Source organism: Terrabacter carboxydivorans, from assembly GCF_039532035.1.
GTDB lineage: Bacteria > Actinomycetota > Actinomycetes > Actinomycetales > Dermatophilaceae > Terrabacter > Terrabacter carboxydivorans.
In genome coordinates, this window is the sequence record NZ_BAAARE010000016.1 from 21,698 (window position 1) to 41,412 (window position 19,715).

Genomic DNA, 19,715 nt, shown 5'->3' on the forward strand with positions numbered 1-19,715 from the left:
GCGGACATCATGACGGCAGGTCGTCCCAAAGGTCCTTTTTGTGCTCAGGAACGGCCACGAGGACCGTGGCCTCGACCAGTTCACGGACCGCGGCGGCGACGAGCTCTGCCGGGTCTCCGAGGCCGTCCGGGGGTGCGCCGAACCGCTCCGTCACCCCCTCGACCAGCTGGGCCAGGGAGCAGGCCTCGCCCACGAGGTCGAGGATCTCGACACCGATCGGGGACAGCCGCGCGACCCGGTGCAACGGCGGGTCCGCGACGAGGACGACGGTCCCCTCGTCGGTGACCAGCTCGTCACGGATGACACCGCGGCTCAGCACGGTCGCGGGACCCAGCGGGTGCACGTCGTCGCTCATCTCGACCTCCCCAGGACCTCGCGCACGACGGGCTCGAGGTCCGCGGCGTCGTGGTAGCGGACCCGGCGCAGGCCACCAGCCGACTCCACGAGGTCGGCGAGGCGGCGGAGCGGTCGGTCGAAGGTAGCGAGTGCAGAGGTCTCGGGCGCCAGCAGCACGAGGGCGTCGAGCAGCTCCACGGGCTCGACCCGCACCGTCTCGCCGGCCTGGAGGTCACGGCGCAGCAGGACCATCCCTGCCAACCAGGGCCGCACCTGCGGGGGGCAGAGGCCGAGCGACTCCGGGGCGACCTCGTCCTTGGGTTGTCCCGTGTCGGGTCGCCGCACCGACAGCGGTTTGCAGTACGGCTCGACGTGCCCGTCCGCCGTCACCCCCACGGTCTCGTCGGAGACGTAGCCACGCCCCGGTCCGAGCGTGCGCACGAGCGTCGTCTTGCCGGTGCCGCCCGGCGCGACCAGGGCGACGGTGGCTCCGGAGACCTGGTCGCAGAGTCCCCCTGCGTGGAACATCATCAGCTGCCCGGTGCGAGCGGCGATGGCGGCGCGTGTCACGGACTGGGTCAGTGCCTGAAGCGCCTGTGCCACGTCGTCGGGGCCGGCGGAGTCCTCGAGACCTGGCGCCGAGACGACCGGCGCGCCGGCCACGGGCCGGACGGACGACATCGACCACGCCACCCGGGCGAGCGGTCGGAGCCTGTCGTCAGGCACGTCGACCCCGACCGTGGCGCCGAGGGCGCGGACGTGGAACGTCGCCGGGCGCCCCGACCCTGTCACGTGGCGCCCCTGCGCGCCCCGAGGCGTCCCAGGACGTCGACCATCTGGTCCACGCGACGGGACCAGTCCGAGCCGGACACCCGGCGAGGGTCGGCCACCGCCCCCGGGGAGCCACCGGCTCGGGCCATCGCACCCACGACGGTGACGACGAAGGTCTCGTGCGACGCAACCGTCACCAGGTCGTCGACGACGTCACGGAACCCGGCAACCGGGGTCGAGACGACGGGTCGTCCACCCGCTTGGTACTCGTAGAGCTTGATGGGGTCGAGGCTGTCCGTGAAGGGCGTGACGACGTGCGGCACGACGAGGACGTCGGCGTGCTGCACGTAGGCCGGCACGTCAACGCTGGGACGAGGTCCGAGCAGCTCCACGCCGGCGGTCTCCAGCCGCGAGACCTGCGCGGCCGCAAGGGCGTTCGGGCCGACGAGCACGAGGTGGCCAGACCCGGCAAGGGCTTCTGCGGTGGCGACGCACAGGTCGACGTCGAGCCGGTCGTCGTGCAGGGTGCCGACGTAGACGGCGACGGGGCCCTCGGGCAGGTCCGCCGGTCGTTCGTGGGCGACGGCGTAGGCCGAGGTGTCGACTCCGTTGGGCACGAGGGTGACCGCCCGCCCCGTCCCCTTGCTCGCCGCCAGTGCCGGCGAGCAGACCACCACCTCGTTGCACCGGGCGAGCAGCACCTGCTCCTGGTCGGTGATGCGCTCGGTCTCCGGCGCGGACCGCTCCGCCAGGGTCCAGTCGTCGGTGACGTCGTAGAGAGAGGGCCACTGCGTGGCCTCCACGAGGAGCGAGCCCCTCGGGTCGTTGACCCAGAGCACGGGGCGCTCCATGCCGAGCGTCCGGGTGGCACGCAGCACCTGCTGCGCCCATCGCTGGTCGAGCCGCCGGTCGACGCGGCGGGGCAGCCACTTCGTCGGCTCGAGCAGCCACAGCGACTGCTGGCGTATGCCGTCCATCTCGGGGGCGGGTCGCAGGCCGCGTCCGAGCCGTGGCGCCCCCGCGCCGAGCGCCGCGTGCAGCGGGTCGGTGGCCGGCTCGACGAACAGCACCGTGAGGTGAGGGTCGCGACGCAGGAGCCCTGCCACGAGATGCTGGTTCCGGCGCCAGGTGCCGTCCCACGCCTCCAGCGAGGCAACGACGAGGTCCACGTCAGAGCACCCCCCGGTAGACGGCGGCGGTCTCGCGCGCCTGGTGCTCGGGAGTGAAGAGGGCCCGCTGGACCCTCTGCAGCTCGACGGCGTAGGCATCGCGGCGCCCCGGGTCACCCGTGAGCTGCGCGAGCAGCTCGCCGGCCCTCGCGACGTCACCGGCGGGGTGCAACGCGGCCGTCGACACCGCCCCCACCGTCTCGAGGTGTCCCCCGGAGCCGACAGCGACGACCGGCAGCGCGGCCGCCATCGCCTCGAGGACGGTCAGGCCCAGGCCCTCGATGCGGCACGGGGCGAGCAGCACGCCGGCCCGCTCCATGAGGTCCGGCACATCGGGCCGGTGACCGAGGAAGCGGATGGAGTCCGCGAGCCCGAGAGCCTGCGCCAGCGCCCTCAGGGCCGGGAGCTCGGAGCCGTCACCGGCCACCTCGAGCCGCCACCCCTGAGCGGCGGCACCGGAGGCGGCAAAGGCGCGCAGGGCCACGTCCGTGTCCTTCTCGGGCTCGAGGCGCTGCGCCACGAGGACGACGGGCTCGCGCTCACGTGCCGGGCGCGTGGAGCTCGTCGAGTCGACACCGGGGTGGATCACGACGCTGGCGCCGGCGATGGTGTCGGCGACGTAGTGGCTGATCGCGATCTGCGCGTCGACGCGTCGACCCGCTGCCGCTGCCACCACGGTGGAGAGGGGGTTGCTGCCACGACCACGAGCGAAGTGCCGGGTGACCACGAGGGGTGTCTCCATACCGACCATGGCTGTGGCACAAGCGATCTCGGCAGCGGTCATGTGGGCATGGACGACGTCGGCGCCGGCTGCCCATTGCCGGACCCTTCTGAGGACGTCGCCCACCGTCGTCGAGGGCAGCGTGCGCACCCCGGGCCCCGCGGCGACGGTCATGCGCCGGGGGTCTCCTCCCACGACGAGCACCTCGTCGCCCGCCGAGACCTGGGCGCGCGCCAGCCGCGCGACATGGCTCTCGACGCCGGCGAACGCGTCGGAGCGGACGGCGTGCAGGACCCTCACCGTGCGACACCGTGCACGCCGGTCCGCACGTCGCCGGCGGGGGGCAGGTCGGTGAGCACGTCGAGGTAGCGGCGGGCGACCATCGCCCACGAGTGGCGCTCCGCCGTCTCACGCGCGGCGGCCCGCACCGCGGTCCGGTCGAGGGCGAGGACGCCCTGGAGACCGCGGGCGAGGGCGTCGGCGGTGGCCTCGACGACCGCGCCGTTGACCCCGTCGGCGACGAGGTCGGGCACGCACCCGGTCGGGGTCGCGACCACGGGCACGCCGCACGCGAGCGCCTCGAGGACCACGAGGCCGTAGGACTCGTAGGCGCTGGGCATCGCGAGCACGTCCGCGGCGTGCAGCCACGGCCGCGGGTCGGGGTGGGCGCCGGCGAAGTGCAGGCGGTCCCCGAGGGCGACCGAGGAGGGACGTGCGGACTCGGCTGCGACCATGTCCGCCGTGCCGCCGACGACGACGAGCCGCACACCGGGCCCCAGCCTGCGGACGGCGTCGACGAGGACGGGGAGCCCCTTGCGGCCGAACTCGTTGCCGATGAAGAGCACCATCCGGTCGTCGGGTCCGAGTCCGAGCTCGTCACGGGCCACCTGCCGCTCCGGCTCGGTCGGCGGACGGAAGCGGTCCACGTCGACACCGTTGCCGATGACGACCGTCGGGATGGCGAGGTGCGGGTGGATCTCGCGCAGCAGTCGCTCCTCGTCGGTCACCAGGTTGACGACGAGCCGGTGGCTGCCCGCACGCGAGTAGCGCCGACGGTCCCGCGCCGTCGTGAAGAGGTGCAGCGGGTTGCGCGCCATCCGGAGCAGATGGTGCCCGCGGGCCCGCATGGCCGCCTCGACGAGGCCGTGGTTGACGTAGACGTCACCGGTCACCGCGTCGTTGTGGCACACCGACCGCTGGTCGGGGTGCGCGCGGAGGTAGCCGCGGGCCCGGTGGGTGCCCACCGTCGAGAACCAGACGACGCGGGCGATGAGGGCGAGCCGACCGGTCAGTCCGCCGCGCGGCGAAGGCAACCAGGCGCCCCCGGCCTCGTCGAGGGTGAACCGCCGGACGTCGATCCCTTGGTGCTGCCACTCCTGCTCGAGGTGCCAGGCGACGGCGCCCACCCCCGTGCCCGGCCCGATCTCCGGGGTGATCTGGACGATCGTGGTCATGCCGAGCCCACCGGCACCCGAGGTGCCGCTGCCGGGTCGGAGGTCCGAACCTCCGTGGCTCGTTCCGCGTGCCAGGCGGCGCCGAGGCAGATCCCGAGCACGACGAAGGGCACGGAGCCCTGCACCGCCGCCCAGAACAGGTCGAACTGGCCCTGCACGAGGCGCGAGACGAGCACTGCGAGGGCCAGCGATCCGTAGGCGGGGTCGAGCTTCCAGGCGACCCGCAGGGTGACGACCATGAGCATGACGAAGGCCACGAGGCCGACGACACCCGCCGAGGTGAGCACCTCGATCTCGGCGTTGGGAGGCTGGAACTGGAAGGGGAAGCGGTCGGTGTACCACCAGCGCAGCCCCACGCCGAACCACGGGTCGGCACTCCAGACCGTCATCGAGTCCTGGAACCACGTGAGCCGCTGGAAGACCGAGTTGAACTGGTTGCCCGACTGCACCTGGTCCTGCACGAGGTTGGTGACGAAGAGCCCGACCGGCGCGATGAGCAGCAGCACGATGCGGGACCGCTTGCGGTCGCTGTCGGAGCGCAGGACGAGGACGACGACGGCCGCGACGAGACCGATGAGCGCCTGCCGGGACTGGGTGAAGAGCACGGCGGCCAGCAGGAGCGAGGTCAGGACGAAGGTCCAGCGCCGGTTGATGCCGACCCACGCGGGCCGCGCGTAGACCATCACTGCGCCCGTGGCACACACCGTGCCGGCGAAGTTCTTGTGCATGCCGTAGGGGAAGGAGGGGTAGACCGGTGCGAAGTCCCCGTGCGCGAAGTGGACGACGCCCTCGACGATCGTGATGACCGCCAGCACGGCCATCGTGCCGACGAGCAGGCGTATGCCGGTGCGGGCGTGACCGTTGGCCCCGACCGCCCAGCCGACGACGAGCGACCCCGACACCATCATCCAGGCGTGCGCCCACTCGACGGCGTTGGCGGTGTAGGGGTTGTTGACGACCGTGATGAGCGTGGCGAACTGGTAGATCGCGGAGGCCCACAGGACGGCGCGCAGCCCGGACGAGAAGGGCCGCTTCGCCAGCAGCAGCGCCGGCAGCGCTGCAGCCGCGAGCGCGAAGTCCGACAGGGACAGGTCCACCCCGCCACCGCCGACCCGGAGGACGACGAGCAGGACGGGAAGCACGGCGAGCGGGATGAGACCGGGCTGGACCGCGGTGAGCCCTGCCGCGAGGACCGCGACGGCGATGATGACCGCTGCCTGCGGCGTCGTCACCGCCAGGCGACCGACGACCGCGACGAGCAGGACGCCGCCGAGCAGCAGGACGGCCTGGGCCAGCAGCTCGGTGCGGCCGGGTCCTCGGAGCCGCTCGGGAACCAGGCTGGTCATCGCATCTCCGGGCCGGCGTCGACGAAGGTCTTCGGGACCGCCGGAGCGGCGGTCCCTCCCACAGGCGCACCATGACCTCGGGCCGGTCGCGAGTCCTCGGGGCGCACCTCCGAGCGGACCGGCCCGGAGAGGTAGAGGCGCAGCCGTGACCGGGCCGCCTCGCCGCGCGGTCCCGGGAGCACGACCCCGCGCAGCGCCGAACCCACCACCTGCCCGGCCCGGGCCACGTGCCATCCGAGCGCGCCGTGGTGCTTGCGGAGGTAGACCTCCTGGGCCGCGTGGAAGTGACCCTCGCGCCGGGTCGCGTCGGTGCTCGTGGCGGCGCCGACGTGGGTCGCTCGCGCGGCGGGCACGAGCGAGTGGCGCCAGCCGAGCCGGACGGCACGGTGCGCCCAGTCGGTCTCCTCGGCATAGAGGAAGAACCGCTCGTCGTCGAAGGGTCCGACGTGGTCGATCGCCTCGCGGCGGAGGAGCAGCACCGAGCCGATGACGTAGCGGTTGCGTCGCAGTCGCCCGAGACCTGCCGCCTCGACCCAGGTCGCGAGCGGTGACGGGAAGGGCCACTCGACGCGGGCGACGGAGCCGGAGGCGTCGATCTGCGTCGGGCCGACGCTCGCGAGGTCGGGCTCGGCGTGCAGGGCGGACCGCAACCGGTCCACGTCCGCCGGCAGCACGACCGCATCGGGGTTGACGAGCAGCACGTCCGCTCGCGGGTCGACGAGGCGCAGCCCCTCGTTGACACCGGCGCCGAAGCCGCCGTTGCGACCGGGGTCGACGTAGCGCGCGCCGGCCGCCTCGGCCACGGCGCGCACGTCGGCGGACGACGAGTTGTCGACGACGGTGACCGGCAGGTCGCCCAGCGGCGCCAAGGCCTCGCGCAGCAGGCCGGGCTGGCCGTAGGCGACGACGATGACCTCGAGCGGCCTGTCGTGCCAGTCGATCTCGTCGGACCACTGCTTCGTCGCGGCGCGGTACATGGCCTCCTGCTCGACCGCGATCCGGTCCCAGGAGGTCTCGGCGGCGCGGGCGAGGCCTGACGTGCGCAGACGAGAGGCGACATCGGGGTCGTGCACGACGGTCGAGAGCGCCTTGGCGAGCGCGACGGCGTCACCCTCGGGCACGACGAGCGCTGCGTCGCCGACCACCTCGGGGAGGGCGCCGCTGTCGCTGACGACGACAGGAGTGCCGCACGCCATGGCCTCGACCGCGACCCGACCGAACTGCTCGACCCACGAGGCAGTGGTCAGAGACGGGACGGCGAGCACGTCGAGCGAGCGGTAGAAGTCCGGGAGCTGCTCGGGCGCGAGGGCTCCCAGGAGCTCGACACGGTCGTCGATGCCGAGCGTGCGCGCCAGGGCCTCGAGCTCGCGTCGCTGCGGGCCGTCGCCGACGAGGCGCAGACGGAGCCCCGGCTCGAGAGCCGCAGCGCGGAGCAGGACCTCGACCCCCTTGGCGGCGTCGAGGCGACCCGCGAACCCGACGACGGGCACGGGTCTGGGCGTGACGGCATACTCCCCCGGCGTGAAGGCCGCGAGGTCGGTGCCGAGGTCGATGGTGCGCGCGCGACCCGGGAAGCCCTTGCGCTCGACGATGCGTCCCGCGGCGTCGTTGCACACGTTGACCCCGGTCGCGTGCCGCAGCGCCGCACGCTCGAGCCAGCGGAACGGGACCGGGTGACGCTTGTCGATGTTCTGCGCCGAGTAGAGCAGGTAGGGGGCGCGCTGCCGCCGGAGCCAGCGCAGGGCCAGCACCTCGGCGGTGGCGAGCGCGAACGGCTCCTCGTGCACGTCGATGACGTCGACCGGTCGCCCGAGGGCGCGCCACAGGGGACGCGGGTCGTAGACGAAGAGTGCGGGGTGCGACCCGACGGTGCCCGCGGGCACGACCGGCTCGCCGGGGCGCACGGCCAGCGCGACGCGGCGTCCGCCTTCGGACCACGCGGCTGCCGACACGACGTCGACCCGGTGACCGCGACCGCGCAGCGACCGCTCCCGCTCGCGCCACACGTCCACGACGGCGCTGTGGGACACCCTCAGTGCCCACATGAGCACTCACCCCTCTCCCCGTGCCGTCCCCCGGATGTCTCCGTCTCGGCACAACCTCTTGGATGATATGGGAGGATCGCCGCACGTACTGTCGAGTTGGGCCGGGGGGGCAAAGTGACGTTCCGGGATTTCCTGGGCGTTCTGGGAGCACGCTGGCGGATCATCGCGGTGAGCCTGCTCGCCGTGGTCGCCGCAGCGGCCGTCCAGACGATGCTGACGCCTGCCGTCTACGCGTCGAGCTCGAAGATCTACCTGCGGGCCACGCAGCCGGCGAGCGCGAGCACCAACAACCAGGTGACGACGTATGCCGTGTCGGCGAGCGACCTCGCGACCTACCTGGACGTGCTCACCTCGCCGTCAGTGGAGGAGCCGCTGCGCCTGCGGCTGGGTCTGCCCTCCGACTTCCCGCTCTCGGTGTCGGGCGAGGTCTCGCAGACCTCCAACATGATGACGATCACCGCGACGGGCGGCGACCCGCAGCTGGTGACCCGGGTGGCCACCGAGGTGGGCCCGGTGCTGGCCGACGTGGCGACGAAGAAGTTCTCGCCGCTGCTCGCCGCCAACGGCCAGTCGGTCGAGGCGACCACGATCACGCCGGCGACCGTGCCCGGCGAGCCGATGTCGCCGAACGCCAAGCGCAACCTCGCCCTCGGCGGCCTCCTCGGGCTCGCCCTCGGCATCGGCCTCGCGCTGCTGCGGCACACCCTGGACACCAAGGTGCGCTCCGAGGATGACATCAAGGCACTGTCGGGGCGCCCGATCCTCGGCAACATCCCGATGGTGAAGTCGGTCAAGGGCGGCCTCCTGTCGCTCGAGAGCGACCCCCACGGCCGCCACGCGGAGTCGATCCGGCGCCTGCGCACCAACATCCTCTTCGTCGACGTCACGACGGGCGGCCACTCCTTCGTCATCACCTCGTCGGTGCCCGGCGAGGGCAAGACCACGACGACGATCAACCTGGCGCTCGCCATGGCCGACGCCGGGTCGAAGGTCCTGCTCATCGACGGTGACCTGCGCAACCCCTCCGTCGCCAGCACGATGGGCCTCGACGGGTCGTTCGGCCTGACCACCCTCCTCCTCGGGCAGGCCGAACCGGACGACGTCGTCCAGCGCTGGCGCGAGACGACCCTGCACGTGCTGCCGGCTGGCCCGGTGCCTCCGAACCCGAGCGAGCTGCTCGGCTCGGAGCCGATGGAGGCCCTGTTCGGCAAGCTCTCGCACGACTACGACTTCATCCTCGTCGACAGCCCGCCCGTCGTCCCCGTCATCGACGCCGTGCTCATCAACAAGCTGACGCACGGGCTGATCATGGTCGTCGGTGCCGAGCGCACGAAGAAGCGCGACCTCGCGAGCGCCGTGCAGTCCCTCGAGACGGTCGACGCCCCGGTCGCCGGTTTCGCCCTCAACATGGTGTCGTCGGGGTCCTCGACGACGCACCGCTACGGCTACTACGGCTACAACCGCGACGCCGACGCCAAGCTGAGCCGTCGCGAGAAGCGCGAGCGGTCCAAGCGTCACGCCTGAGCGGTCTGCTCAGTCCCGGGGGCTGTCGTCGGTGACGAGCAGCCGCCTGGCGCGCAGGTCGTCGACGAAGGTCTCGACGTCAGAGGCGATGGCGTCCTCGGGCCGGCCGAACGCGTCGGCGACCCGCGAGACCCAGCCGTCCCCCGGCGCCGTCGTGGCCTCGACCCAGATCACGGCAGCGGCGCCTTCGAGGACGACGAGCGGCCCTCCGGGTAGGTGCGCGACGTAGACGGTCTGCCCGTCCTCGCTCAGGGTCACCCCGGCGTCCGGTCCGGGCCGGTAGGCGGCACTCATCGGCCGTCCCGGTCGTGGTGGGTACGACGGGCGACCTGCTCACGCAGACCGCGAAGGGGTCGACCGAAGAACTCCGAGACGATCTCACGACGGGTCACCGGGCCACCGCGGACGATCGTCAGGTGCTCGACGTTGACGAGGACCGACCTCGACGCGACGGTGAGCTTGGCGCGCAGGCCGTGCGCGGCACGCACCCGGGCGCGCCACTCGTCCATGCGGGTGCCCCCTCGTGAGGCGACGCGCCAGAGGTCGTATGCCGGGTCGTGGCGGTGCTCGTCGAGCGTGCCGGTGATGACGGAGAAGCCCAGTGCGGCGTCGAGGCGACGGACCCAGTCGCGCAGGCGGGCCCGCTGCTCCTCGTCCACCGCGGTCCACACCCACTCGACGTCGTTGGCGGCCTTGGGGTCGCCTCCGCCGCGGGCGGCGTGCAGCAGGAGCAGGACGGCCTGGGCATCGCGGGCGGGGACGGCGCACTCGCGGCCCCCGAGGACGGTCGTCGTGCGCTCGGACCACAGGGTGTCGAAGGCGCGCTCGGGCGTGGGGCCGGTGCCGGGGTAGATGCGGTGGAGGTCGAGCAGGCCGAAGTCCCGGTGCCGCAAGGTCGCCGAGTGCTCGAAGGACGAGCCGTACGCGAAGGAGTTGATCAGCTCCCAGCCGTGCCGACGCAGCTCGTCGAGGAGCAGCGGCACGTGCTCCGGTCTCGCGAGCACGTCTGCGTCGGAGTAGCCGCGGCCGGGCACGAGCGTCGGGTCGAGGGCCGCTCCCTTGACGTGGAGCAGGTCGGCCCCGCAGCGGTCGGCGACCCACTGGAGGCAGGCATGGGCGAAGCCGATGCGGACCTCGAGAGGCACGTCGGCGCCAGCGGTGGGGGCCTCTGTCGCCTCGTGGGTTGCCATCGCGCGAACCCCCATAGACTGCAAGCGGACTGGTCGATCGCACCCTAACAGCCCGCTAGGAGGTGCACGTGACGCACCGCGACCGTCTGCGCTGGGCCGCCGTCGCGGTCGCCGCCGCCGTCGTCTTCGTCCTCGCGGCCTTCGTCTCCACGCGGACCGGGCCGGGGGCAGTCCTGGACGACACCGTGCGGGGGTGGATCCTCAACGGGCTGCCCGCCCAGCTGCGCCAGGGGCTCGACCATCTCGCCCGCCCGCTCGTCATCGTGGTGCTGGCACCGGTCGTGGTCGTCCTCGCGCTGCTGGCGCTCGTGCGACGGAGCTGGCGCCGGGCCGTGGCGGCGCTCGTCGTTCCGGCCGTCACGACGCTCGTCGCTCTCGAGCTGCGGGTCCGGGACGTCTTCGGCGTCGGGGGTGACGCGTTCCCGTCGAACCACGCCGCTGCGGGTCTGGGCCTGCTCGTCGGGGTGTGCGTCGCCTGGCCGCGCCCGCTGACGCGCCGGGGCCTCGTCTGGGTGGGGGTGACGGCGTTCCTCGTGGGCCTCGGCAACGTCACGTGGTACGCCCACCAGCCCCGCGACGTCCTCGGCAGCGCCCTCATCGTCCTGTCGACGGCGGCGGCGACGTTCGCCGTGCTCGGCGGGGACTCCCCCAACCTCGCCGCGGGGGTGTGGGCCCCGCGCCGTCCGCGACCCCGCAGCGACTGAACCGGGCCGCCCCGGACGGGCGAGTCAGCCCGCGGCTGCGCGCCAGACAGCGGCGTGACCTCGGGCGCTCGCCTCCCAGGTGAAGCCGCGGGCGCGCTCGAGCCCCCGGGCCGCCATCGTCTCGACGTCGCTGCCCCCGGCCAGGACGTCGAGCACGCCGTCGGCGAGCGCCGTGCCGGTGGGCTCGACGAGCAGGCCACCGTCGCCGACGACCTCGGGCAACGAGGAGCGGTCGGAGGCCACGACGGGGACCCCCGTCGCCATGCCCTCGAGGGCCGGCAGCCCGAAGCCCTCGACGAGGGAGGGCACGACGACGACCGAGGCGGCGGCATACAGCCCGGGCAGCACGTCGTCGGAGACACGGCCGACGAGACGGACTCCCGGGAGGCCGCTGAAGAGCTCGGTCCGGCGCGGGTGCGGCGGCCCGGCGAGCACGAGCGTCACGTCGGGGCGGGACGCGTGGACTCGCGGCCAGGCCTCGGCGAGCGCGGCGAGGTTCTTGCGCCCGGACGCGCCGCCCGCCGTCAGGACGAACGGCCCGTCGACGCCGAGCGCGGCCAGTGCGGCGGAGGCGAGTGGCTGTGCCCCGAAGTAGCGGTCCTCGACGCCGTTGGGCACGACGACCGGGTCCTCGAGTCCCAGCAGCTCGACGGCCTCGGAGGCCGTGAAGGCGGACACGCAGACGACGGCGGCCGCGCGGCGCAGCTCCTGCGCCGCAGCCGCGACGGGCGCCGACTCGTCGGCCCAGCGCCAGGCCACGACGTCGTGGAGCGTCACCACCTCCCGCGGTGCGGGCGGCAGCTCGAGGTCCATCCGGTGCACGAGGCCGCCCCCGGCATAGGCGACCCGGCCGACGGCGGCGCGGGCACGGGGTGATGCCCCGCGGAGCCAGCCCATGGGCAGTCGGAGGGTGCCGGGCAGCGGCGAGCGCAGCGACCGGGCGACGGTCTCCCGGACCCGCCAGTGCTCACCGGGGTTCGCGAGCGCGTCGAGGGCGTCCCGGGCGCGAGAGGCGACGTGCCGCTGGTAGGCCTGCGCCCCCATGGGCACCGCCGTCGCGGTCGTGGCGATGGTGAGCCGGGGCACGATCAACCTGCCTGTCGGGGTGCCGGGAAAGGAGCGGACGCTCCGCCCTCGCATCGTAGGGTGAGACCGCACGCCGGCCGTCCGACGACGCGTGCCCGACGAGAGGAGCAGCCGTGGGTCCTCGCGTCGCCCTCGTCGCGTCGTCGTTCCACCCCTACGTCGGCGGGGTCGAGTCCCACGTGCGGCACGTCGCGCGCGAGCTGCGCGCGACCGGCACCGACGTCGAGGTCTGGACCGTCGACCGCGGCGAGCACCTCGGTGTCACCGAGCTCGACGGCACCGTCGTGCGCCACCTCCCGACACCGATGCCGGCCCGGTCGGCCAGGGCCCTGGCGAGCTTCGCCGCGGCAGCGCCCGGGGCGTGGCACGCCTGGAGCTCGGCGTTCCGCGCCTTCCGTCCCGACGTCCTGCACGTCCAGTGCTTCGGACCCAACGGGGTGTATGCCGCCGCGCTGGCCCGGCGACGCGGCCTCCCCCTCGTGGTGTCGAGCCACGGCGAGACGACGGCCGACGACCACGACGCCTTCGGCACCTCCGCCCTGATCCGCGTCGGGCTGCGCCGCGCGGTCGCCGCGGCGGCCGAGACGACGGGGTGCTCCGAGCCGGTGCTCGAGGACCTGCGTCGGCGCTTCGGACTGGTGGGTGGCGTCGTCGTGCCCAACGGCGTCGGCCCGGTCCCCACCGCTCCCCCGTCAGGGGTGCTTCCTGACTCGCTCGACCTGCAGGGACGCCACGTCGTGCTCGGCGTCGGGCGCCTGGAGACGGCCAAGGGGTTCGACCTGCTCGTCGAGGCGGTCGCGGCCCTCGACCGCGGGAGCGACACGACGCTCGTGCTGGCCGGCGACGGCTCCCAGGGCGGGGCCCTCCGCGCCCTCGGCAACCGGCTCGGTCTCGGCGTGGGACTCCAGCTCGTCGGTGCGCTCGACGAGGCTGCCGTCGACGCCTGGATGCGGCGTGCCGACGTCGTGGTCGTGCCCAGCCGCAAGGAGGCCTTCGGCATCGTCGCCCTCGAGGCCTGGCGGGCGGGCGCGCCCCTCGTCGCGACGAGCCTCGGCGGTCCGGCGTCGTTCGTCACCGACGGTGTCGACGGGCTGCTCGTCGACCCGGTCAACACCGGGGCCCTCGCGAACGCGATCGGGTCCCTCCTGGACGACCCCGAGGGGCGGGCTCGTCTCGCCGCGGCCGGGACGGCGTCCGCGCGCCGGTACACCTGGGAGGGCGTGGCGCAGTCGTACGCCGCCGTCTACGAGCGCGTCCTCGGATCGGCGCCGAGGCCCGCGCCCGCGCTCGGCCTGCGCCGACACTGACCACTCAGGGCGCGGGCGGCTCGTCGACCTCGCGGCCCGTCAGCAGGCCGAGAACGAACGGACCGACGCGGCGGGCCGGACGCGGCAGGACCCGCACGATCGCGTCGGCGTCCGGCACCGTCAGGCCCGACCGCGTCGCCCGCAGCCCCGCGACGTAGAGCAGGGCGCCGATGACGGCGATGCCGACGGCTCGCACCCACTCGCTGCCGGGCACGATGTCACCGGCCACCATGAGCAGACCCGCGAGCGCGGCGCCGACGAAGCACGGGAGCGCGTCCCGCAGCGCCAGGGAGACGGTGATGCCGAGGCCACGCAGCTCCGAGCGGGTCAGCAGCAGCAGGCTCGTCATCGAGCCGCCGATGTTGGCGATGACGGCGCCCCACACCCCGAGGGGCGGGATGAGGCTCACGGCGAGCAGCACGTCGACGACGAGAGCCACCGACGTCGCCCGGAGCAGCTCGCCGGCCGACAGCCTGGCCGACACGAACGCCACCACCGGGCTCGCCACGGTCACGAACCCCGCAGAGACGCCGAGCGCGACGACGACGGGCCCGGCCGCGGCGAAGTCGGCCCCGTACAGCACCGGCACGAGGACCGCGAGCGGCACGACGGCGACCGCCTCGACGAGACCGACGACCGTGGCCCCGGCGCGGAGCACCCGCCGGAACGCGGGCCGCACGGCCGCCGCGTCGACCTCCAGCAGGCCGGAGATGGCGGGCACGAGCGGCCCGACGAAGGCCTGGGCCGGCGCGAAGACGTGCCCCGCCAGACCGAAGGCGAGGGCGAACACGCCGACGGCGGCCGGGGCCGCCAGCCAGTTCATGAAGAAGATCTCGCTGCGGGACATGACGAGACCGCCGATGACGCTCGCGACCCCCACCGGCACGGCATACCGCCAGAAGCCGATGGGCAGGCCTACGGGCAGGGCGGGCCGCAGCACGGCCCGACGGTAGGCCGGCGAGATCGGGATGAGGCAGAGCGCGACCGCCAGGCCGCTGACGACGAGACGCACGGCCCAGACGGCGTCGGGGGTGCGCGCTGCGAGGACGACCACGACGACGGCCGCCTGGGTGGACAGCGACGTGACGAGCGCGATCTTGGCGCCCTCCGCCGTCTTGTTCTCGATGGTCAGACAGGCGACCGCCCCGTCCAGGGCGGCGGGGACGACGATGCCGAAGACGATGGCGACCGCCAGTGCGCTCGGTGGCACCTCGGCGAAGAGGAAGACGACGACCGAGAGCACCGGCATGACGACGAGCAGGCGGAAGCCCTGCGACTGCGAGAGCAGCCGCGCGACCTCGCCGGTGCGGCCCGCGGCGTGGGACTTGGCGCCGAACTGGATGACGGCAGAACCGAACCCGGCCGTCAGCATCTGCGAGACGACCTCCATGAGCGCGGTGAGGAAGGCGAGCCGGCCGTAGTCCGCGGCACCGAGCACCCGGGCCATGAGCAGGTTGACGACGAAGGCCACGGGGATGGCGATGAAGGTGTGGATGACGGTCCACACGGCCCCGCGCACCGCTCTCTCCTGCAGCCCCTCGCGGCTCAGCTGACCCGCGGGCGGGGCCTCGAGGTCATCGGCCTGGCGGTCCGGTCTGAAGAGGTCCGCCTCGAGATCGGCGGCGCCACGGGCGTCGGTACCCGCGTCCGGGTGTGCGTCCGGGGGCGCATCCGGGCGTGCGTCGGCACCACCCTCCTCGGGTCGCTCACCCCTCACACCCCGACCCCGTTCACCCGGTCCAGAGCCTCCATCAGCTCTGCGCTGCGCACCGTGTGGACCTTACGGCAGAAGGGCGAGCCGGAGGACCGGATCTCGTCGCGGTCGTCGAGCCCGAGCGTCCTCGTCGTGTCCTGCTCCGGCTGCCAGACGGAGAAGGAGACGGGACGCGCGACGGTCGGCGGACGCCACCGTGCGAGCACTGTCTGCAGGGCGGACTCGTCGGCGATGATCGACCGCTCGTAGACCCGACGCAGCGGGCTGCCCGGCGCGAGCTGCTCGAGCACGAGCCGCAGGCCCTCCCGGTCCACGGCGAGCCACTGGGAGCCGAGGTGCACGGCGGCGCGCGGCGACGGCATACGACGCCTCACCCCGACGTGGGCGCCGCGGCCCCTGGCCACGACCCGGAGCGAGAGGAGCGGCTCGGCGCGGAGGGCGAGTGCCCACAGGGCCCGCCCGGTGAGGCGGGCGCGCAACATACGGTCGAGTCCCGGGACGGCGTGCCACCGGTAGACGTAGCGGGTCAGGTCGTCGTCGCCGCTCCCCCGGCGGCGCCCCCAGGCCGGCTCGTAGCTGAGGGGACGCGCCGTGCCCTGCCAGCCGCCGGCAGCGACGAGGTCGTGCTCCCACTCGGCCAGTGGCCGCGCGGGGTAGCACTGCCCGGACACGAGGACCACGAGGTCGGGGTCGACGGTGTCCCGAGCCGTGCGCATGGCCTCGAGCGTGACCTCGACGAGCTCCCAGGACCCCCAGTCGGTCGGCCGGCCGTGGCTCACGACATGCACCCGCTCGTCGTCGATGACCGGGGCGGGCACTCGCCGCGCGTCGTGCGTCACGAAAACGGTCGCCTCGGGACTCGACCTCAGCAGGGCATGCACGAGCCGGGTGACCTGGCCGCCCTCGGTGTGGCTGAGGACGACGTATGCCGCGGGCACCGCTCAGGCCTGCGCCGTATGCCGGTCGCCGAGCTGCGTGCGCAGGGCAGCGGTGGTGCCGGCTGCCAGGCCACCGAGGGTCGCCGTCGCGTGCAGGGCCTTGCCGCCGACCGACCGGACCCGCTGGCGCGGCGTGCGCTCTGCGTCGAGCACGGCCTTGGCACCCTCGACGACACTGCCTCCGACGCCGCGCAGCGCGGTGCCGTAGTAGCGGCGCAGGATGGGCGCGTTCATGCCGAACGTGTGCGACAGGAGCACGACGTGGTTGCGGTGGCCGTAGAAGGTGTAGCGCACGTCGAAGCGGCGTCCCCGCGTGTAGGGGGCCGCGACGTGCTCGACGAGGGCGTCCGGGGTGTAGACGACGCGGTGGCCGGCCCGGCCGAGGCGCAGCATGATGTCGCTCTCCTCGCGCAGGCAGGTGCCGGGGAAGAGGTCGACGATGCCGCCGATCTGCTCGAGCGCCGAGCGGCGCACGGACATGTTGGCACCGAGCACGTGGTCGACGTCGAGGTCGCGGCCGGTGGCGGCGGCGAAGTTGCCGGTCAGGGTCCCGTCGGGCAGGAGGCGCCCGACTGCGTCGTGGCCCTCGTGCTCCTCGCCGGGGCGACCGTTGCTGGCGCGGCCGCCGACGGCGCCGACGGCAGGGTCCGCGTAGCGCGCGACGATGTTCTCGAGCCAGTCCGGCTCCGCGTAGGCGTCGTCGTCGACGAAGGCGATGATGTCGGACCGGGTCTCCGCGACGCCGATCGCGCGCGAGGTCGCGAGGGTGCCGGGACCTGCGTCGTTGCGGATGTAGCGCACGCCGGGGAAGTCGGCGACGACGTCGGCCGTCAGCCGGTGCGGTGAGGAGTCGACGACGACGATCTCGTCGGGGGTGAGCGTCTGGCGGCCGAGGTGCTCGAGGCAGATCCGGACGTTGTCGGGGCGGTTGAACGTCGCGACGACCACGTCGACGGACGGCGAGGAGGCCGGCATGTGCGGAAGTATGGCAGCAAACCTGCGCGGATCGACCCGGTTCGCGAGGGTCCGTGGATAGCCTCTGGACGTGCCCCCAGCGAACGCCGGCCCCGTCCGGGACGACCGACCCGTGCGGGTGGCGGTCCTCGACCACACGGCCGAGCTGTCCGGTGCCGAGCTCGCTCTGACGCGGCTGCTCGCCGCGCTCGACCCCGCCGTCGTCGACCCGGTCGTCGTGCTCTTCTCGTCGGGCCCGCTCGAGGAGCGGCTGCGCCGCGACGGCCACCGGGTCGTCGTCGTGCCGCTCGACCCCGGCGTCCGCGACGTCGGACGCGCCGTGGGTGCGGTCGGGGCGCTGCGCGCCGGGAGCGCGACGACGGGGTTCCTGGGCCGCCTGGTCCGCACGCTGCGGGACCTCGACGTCGACGTGCTGCACTCCACCTCCCTCAAGGCCGACCTGCTCGCCGCCCCTGCCGCCCTCGCGCTGCGGCTGCCGCTCGTCTGGCACGTGCACGACCGCATCGCCGACGACTACCTCCCGGCGCGCACCGCCCGCCTCTTCCGGACGCTCGCGCGACGGGTGCCGCATGCCGTCGTCGCCAACTCCGCGGCCACGGCGGCCACCCTGCCGGGAGCGCGCCGCCTCACCGTGGCGCATCCCGGGCTCTCCCCCGAGCAGGTCGCCGTGGCCCCACGCCGGCACCAGCCGGACGGTCCGCCGGTGGTGGGGATGGTGGGTCGGCTAAGCCCGACCAAGGGCCAGCTCGTCCTCGTCCGTGCCGCCCGACGGGTCGTCGACGCCCGGCCCGGCACCCGCTTCCGACTCCTGGGGGCGGCAGCCTTCGGCGCCGAGGACTACGAGCGCGAGGTGCGGGCCGAGATCGACCGCCTCGACTTGACGGACGCCGTTGAGCTCGCGGGCTTCGTGGCCGACCCGCGGCCCGAGCTCGACCGGCTCACCGTCTGCGTCCACGCCTCCACGGTCCCCGAGCCGTTCGGCCAGGTCGTGACGGAGGCCATGGCGTGGGGTGTCCCGGTCGTGGCGACGCGCGGTGGCGGGGTCGACGAGATCGTGCGCACCCACCCCGCCGACGCGGAGACCGGCCTGCTCGTGCCGCCGTCCGACGAGGAGGCCCTCGCGGCGGCGGTGCTCGACGTGATCGACCGTCCCGAGGCCGCTCTCGAGCGGGCAGCCCGCGCCCATGCGGAGGTCCGCGAGCGGTTCGGGGCCGACCGCACCGCCGAGGTCGTGACCGCGGTGTGGCTCGAGGCCGCCGGTCGCCGACCCCCGGCCGACGTGGTGGTTCCGGGTCGCCCGCGCGTCGCCATCGCGCACGACTACCTCACCCAGCGCGGCGGCGCCGAGCGCGTCGTCCTCGCGCTGCACCGTGCCTTCCCCGACGCCGCGATCCACACGACGCTCTACGACCCCGACGGCACCTATCCCGAGTTCCGCGACGCCAGGATCGTCGTCTCGCCGATCAACCGCATCGGCCCCCTGCGCCGCGAGCACCGCGCCGCGCTCCCCCTGCTGCCGTATGCCGTGTCGCGCCTCCCCGTCGACGCCGACGTCGTCGTGGCGTCGAGCTCGGGCTGGGCCCACGGCGTGCCGGCAACCGGGCGCAAGCTCGTCTACTGCCACGCGCCTGCCCGCTGGCTCTACCAGGCCGACGCCTACCTCGGCGACGAGGCCGGGAGCTCGGCCAAGGCCAGGGCACTGGGCCTGCTCAGCGGGTGGCTGCGCCGCTGGGACCGTCGTGCAGCCGCGTCCGCGGACCGCTACCTCGCGAACTCGACGGTGGTCCGCGAGCGCATCGGCACGGCATACGGCATCGACGCGGAGGTGCTGGCCCCGCCCTACGGCATCGACCCGTCCGACCCGCAGGAGCCGGTGACGGCGCTCGAGGACTGGGCCGACGACGGCTACCTGCTCGTCGTGTCGCGCCTGCTGCCCTACAAGAACGTCGACGTCGCGGTCGAGGCGGTGCGCGGGCTGCCGGAGCGACTCGTCGTCGTCGGCTCGGGGCCGCTCGAGGCGCGGCTGCGCGCGACGGCTCCTGACAACGTCCGCATCGTCACGGGACTGACCGACGCGGAGCTGCGCTGGACCTACGCCCACGCCCGCACGCTGCTCGCCGCGAGCCTGGAGGACTTCGGGCTGACCCCGCTCGAGGCGGCGGCCTTCGGAGTGCCGACGCTGGCCCTGCACGCAGGTGGCTACCTCGACACCATCGACGAGGGGGTCAACGGGAGCTTCTTCGAGGAGCCGACCGTCAGTGCCGTGCGCGCCGCCGTCGTCGCGGCCCGCGACCGCGCCTGGGACGCCGAGGCCATCCGGGCCCATGCCGACCAGTTCTCCGAGGCGCGCTTCCACGAGCGCATCCGGGCCGCCGTCGCCGAGGTCGCGGCGCCCTCAGCCCCGGAGCCCTCGTTCGTCGAGCCCTGACCCGGCG

Annotated in this window: 17 protein-coding genes; 4 read left to right on the top strand and 13 right to left on the bottom strand. The window is 73.9% G+C overall.

Annotation, left to right across the window (positions count from 1 at the left end; genetic code table 11):
• Positions 1-7: 7 nt before the first annotated feature.
• From ABD297_RS16995 to ABD297_RS17025, 7 genes are read right to left on the bottom strand one after another with little or no spacing between them, the layout of a single operon-like run.
• Complete coding sequence (locus ABD297_RS16995) at positions 8-355, bottom strand: hypothetical protein (RefSeq protein ID WP_344256238.1); 348 nt, start codon at positions 353-355, stop codon at positions 8-10.
• On the bottom strand, positions 352-1,128 hold the full coding sequence (locus ABD297_RS17000; RefSeq protein ID WP_344256239.1) for a hypothetical protein: 777 nt from the start codon (positions 1,126-1,128) through the stop codon (positions 352-354). Before ABD297_RS17000 ends, ABD297_RS16995 begins: the two co-directional genes overlap by 4 nt.
• Positions 1,125-2,276: a glycosyltransferase gene (locus ABD297_RS17005; RefSeq protein WP_344256240.1), complete on the bottom strand. Its 1,152-nt coding sequence runs from the start codon at positions 2,274-2,276 to the stop codon at positions 1,125-1,127. The genes ABD297_RS17000 and ABD297_RS17005 overlap by 4 nt, the downstream gene beginning before the upstream one ends.
• Position 2,277: 1 nt before the next feature.
• On the bottom strand, positions 2,278-3,297 hold the full coding sequence (locus ABD297_RS17010; protein ID WP_344256241.1) for a glycosyltransferase family 4 protein: 1,020 nt from the start codon (positions 3,295-3,297) through the stop codon (positions 2,278-2,280).
• The gene (locus tag ABD297_RS17015) at positions 3,294-4,451 is read right to left on the bottom strand and encodes a glycosyltransferase family 4 protein (protein ID WP_344256242.1); all 1,158 of its coding nucleotides are present in this window, start codon (positions 4,449-4,451) and stop codon (positions 3,294-3,296) included. The genes ABD297_RS17010 and ABD297_RS17015 overlap by 4 nt, the downstream gene beginning before the upstream one ends.
• Positions 4,448-5,797 carry an O-antigen ligase family protein gene (locus ABD297_RS17020; protein ID WP_344256243.1) on the bottom strand — a complete coding sequence of 450 codons (1,350 nt, stop codon included), beginning with the start codon at positions 5,795-5,797 and terminating at the stop codon, positions 4,448-4,450. The genes ABD297_RS17015 and ABD297_RS17020 overlap by 4 nt, the downstream gene beginning before the upstream one ends.
• Entirely contained in the window at positions 5,794-7,842 is a 2,049-nt protein-coding gene (locus ABD297_RS17025) for a glycosyltransferase (RefSeq protein WP_344256244.1), read from the bottom strand. Before ABD297_RS17025 ends, ABD297_RS17020 begins: the two co-directional genes overlap by 4 nt.
• Positions 7,843-8,010: 168 nt before the next feature.
• Between ABD297_RS17025 and ABD297_RS17030 the strand changes: the two genes are divergently transcribed.
• Positions 8,011-9,366 (top strand): tyrosine-protein kinase domain-containing protein, encoded by a 1,356-nt coding sequence (locus tag ABD297_RS17030; RefSeq protein ID WP_344256245.1) that lies wholly within the window; start codon positions 8,011-8,013, stop codon positions 9,364-9,366.
• Positions 9,367-9,375: 9 nt separating this feature from the next.
• Here the strand turns inward: ABD297_RS17030 and ABD297_RS17035 are convergent, their stop codons facing one another.
• Together ABD297_RS17035 and ABD297_RS17040 are read right to left on the bottom strand one after the other, a co-directional pair.
• Complete coding sequence (locus ABD297_RS17035; RefSeq protein ID WP_344256246.1) at positions 9,376-9,660, bottom strand: PqqD family protein; 285 nt, start codon at positions 9,658-9,660, stop codon at positions 9,376-9,378.
• On the bottom strand, positions 9,657-10,556 hold the full coding sequence (locus ABD297_RS17040) for a nucleotidyltransferase family protein (RefSeq protein WP_344256247.1): 900 nt from the start codon (positions 10,554-10,556) through the stop codon (positions 9,657-9,659). Before ABD297_RS17040 ends, ABD297_RS17035 begins: the two co-directional genes overlap by 4 nt.
• 68 nt (positions 10,557-10,624) lie before the next feature.
• On the opposite strand from ABD297_RS17040, the gene ABD297_RS17045 reads away from it, so the two are divergent.
• Positions 10,625-11,260 carry a phosphatase PAP2 family protein gene (locus tag ABD297_RS17045; protein ID WP_344256248.1) on the top strand — a complete coding sequence of 212 codons (636 nt, stop codon included), beginning with the start codon at positions 10,625-10,627 and terminating at the stop codon, positions 11,258-11,260.
• A gap of 24 nt (positions 11,261-11,284) precedes the next feature.
• On the opposite strand, the gene ABD297_RS17050 is transcribed toward ABD297_RS17045, so the two are convergent.
• Positions 11,285-12,346, bottom strand: a complete 1,062-nt coding sequence (locus tag ABD297_RS17050; RefSeq protein WP_344256250.1) for a glycosyltransferase family 4 protein — start codon at positions 12,344-12,346, stop codon at positions 11,285-11,287.
• Between the two features lie 113 nt (positions 12,347-12,459).
• Here ABD297_RS17050 and ABD297_RS17055 point away from each other — a divergent pair, with 113 nt between their 5' ends.
• The gene (locus ABD297_RS17055; protein ID WP_344256251.1) at positions 12,460-13,653 is read left to right on the top strand and encodes a glycosyltransferase family 4 protein; all 1,194 of its coding nucleotides are present in this window, start codon (positions 12,460-12,462) and stop codon (positions 13,651-13,653) included.
• A gap of 4 nt (positions 13,654-13,657) precedes the next feature.
• Here ABD297_RS17055 and ABD297_RS17060 read toward each other — a convergent pair whose 3' ends face one another.
• The 3 genes from ABD297_RS17060 to ABD297_RS17070 form a co-directional block, all read right to left on the bottom strand.
• Positions 13,658-15,172 (bottom strand): oligosaccharide flippase family protein, encoded by a 1,515-nt coding sequence (locus ABD297_RS17060; protein ID WP_344256252.1) that lies wholly within the window; start codon positions 15,170-15,172, stop codon positions 13,658-13,660.
• 194 nt (positions 15,173-15,366) lie between these two features.
• Entirely contained in the window at positions 15,367-16,305 is a 939-nt protein-coding gene (locus ABD297_RS17065; RefSeq protein WP_344256253.1) for a hypothetical protein, read from the bottom strand.
• Positions 16,306-16,308: 3 nt separating this feature from the next.
• Complete coding sequence (locus ABD297_RS17070; RefSeq protein ID WP_344256254.1) at positions 16,309-17,280, bottom strand: glycosyltransferase family 2 protein; 972 nt, start codon at positions 17,278-17,280, stop codon at positions 16,309-16,311.
• Between the two features lie 70 nt (positions 17,281-17,350).
• On the opposite strand from ABD297_RS17070, the gene ABD297_RS17075 reads away from it, so the two are divergent.
• Positions 17,351-19,708, top strand: a complete 2,358-nt coding sequence (locus ABD297_RS17075; protein ID WP_344256256.1) for a glycosyltransferase family 4 protein — start codon at positions 17,351-17,353, stop codon at positions 19,706-19,708.
• Positions 19,709-19,715: the final 7 nt, after the last annotated feature.

Excerpts from the sequence above, each read along its gene's own strand:
- ABD297_RS17015 (WP_344256242.1), bottom strand. The coding sequence starts at position 4,451 with ATGACCACGATCGTCCAGATCACCCCGGAGATCGGGCCGGGCACGGGG.
- ABD297_RS17040 (WP_344256247.1), bottom strand. The coding sequence starts at position 10,556 with ATGGCAACCCACGAGGCGACAGAGGCCCCCACCGCTGGCGCCGACGTG.
- ABD297_RS17020 (WP_344256243.1), bottom strand. The coding sequence starts at position 5,797 with ATGACCAGCCTGGTTCCCGAGCGGCTCCGAGGACCCGGCCGCACCGAG.
- ABD297_RS16995 (WP_344256238.1), bottom strand. The coding sequence starts at position 355 with ATGAGCGACGACGTGCACCCGCTGGGTCCCGCGACCGTGCTGAGCCGC.
- ABD297_RS17070 (WP_344256254.1), bottom strand. The coding sequence starts at position 17,280 with ATGCCGGCCTCCTCGCCGTCCGTCGACGTGGTCGTCGCGACGTTCAAC.
- ABD297_RS17025 (WP_344256244.1), bottom strand. The coding sequence starts at position 7,842 with ATGTGGGCACTGAGGGTGTCCCACAGCGCCGTCGTGGACGTGTGGCGC.
- ABD297_RS17035 (WP_344256246.1), bottom strand. The coding sequence starts at position 9,660 with ATGAGTGCCGCCTACCGGCCCGGACCGGACGCCGGGGTGACCCTGAGC.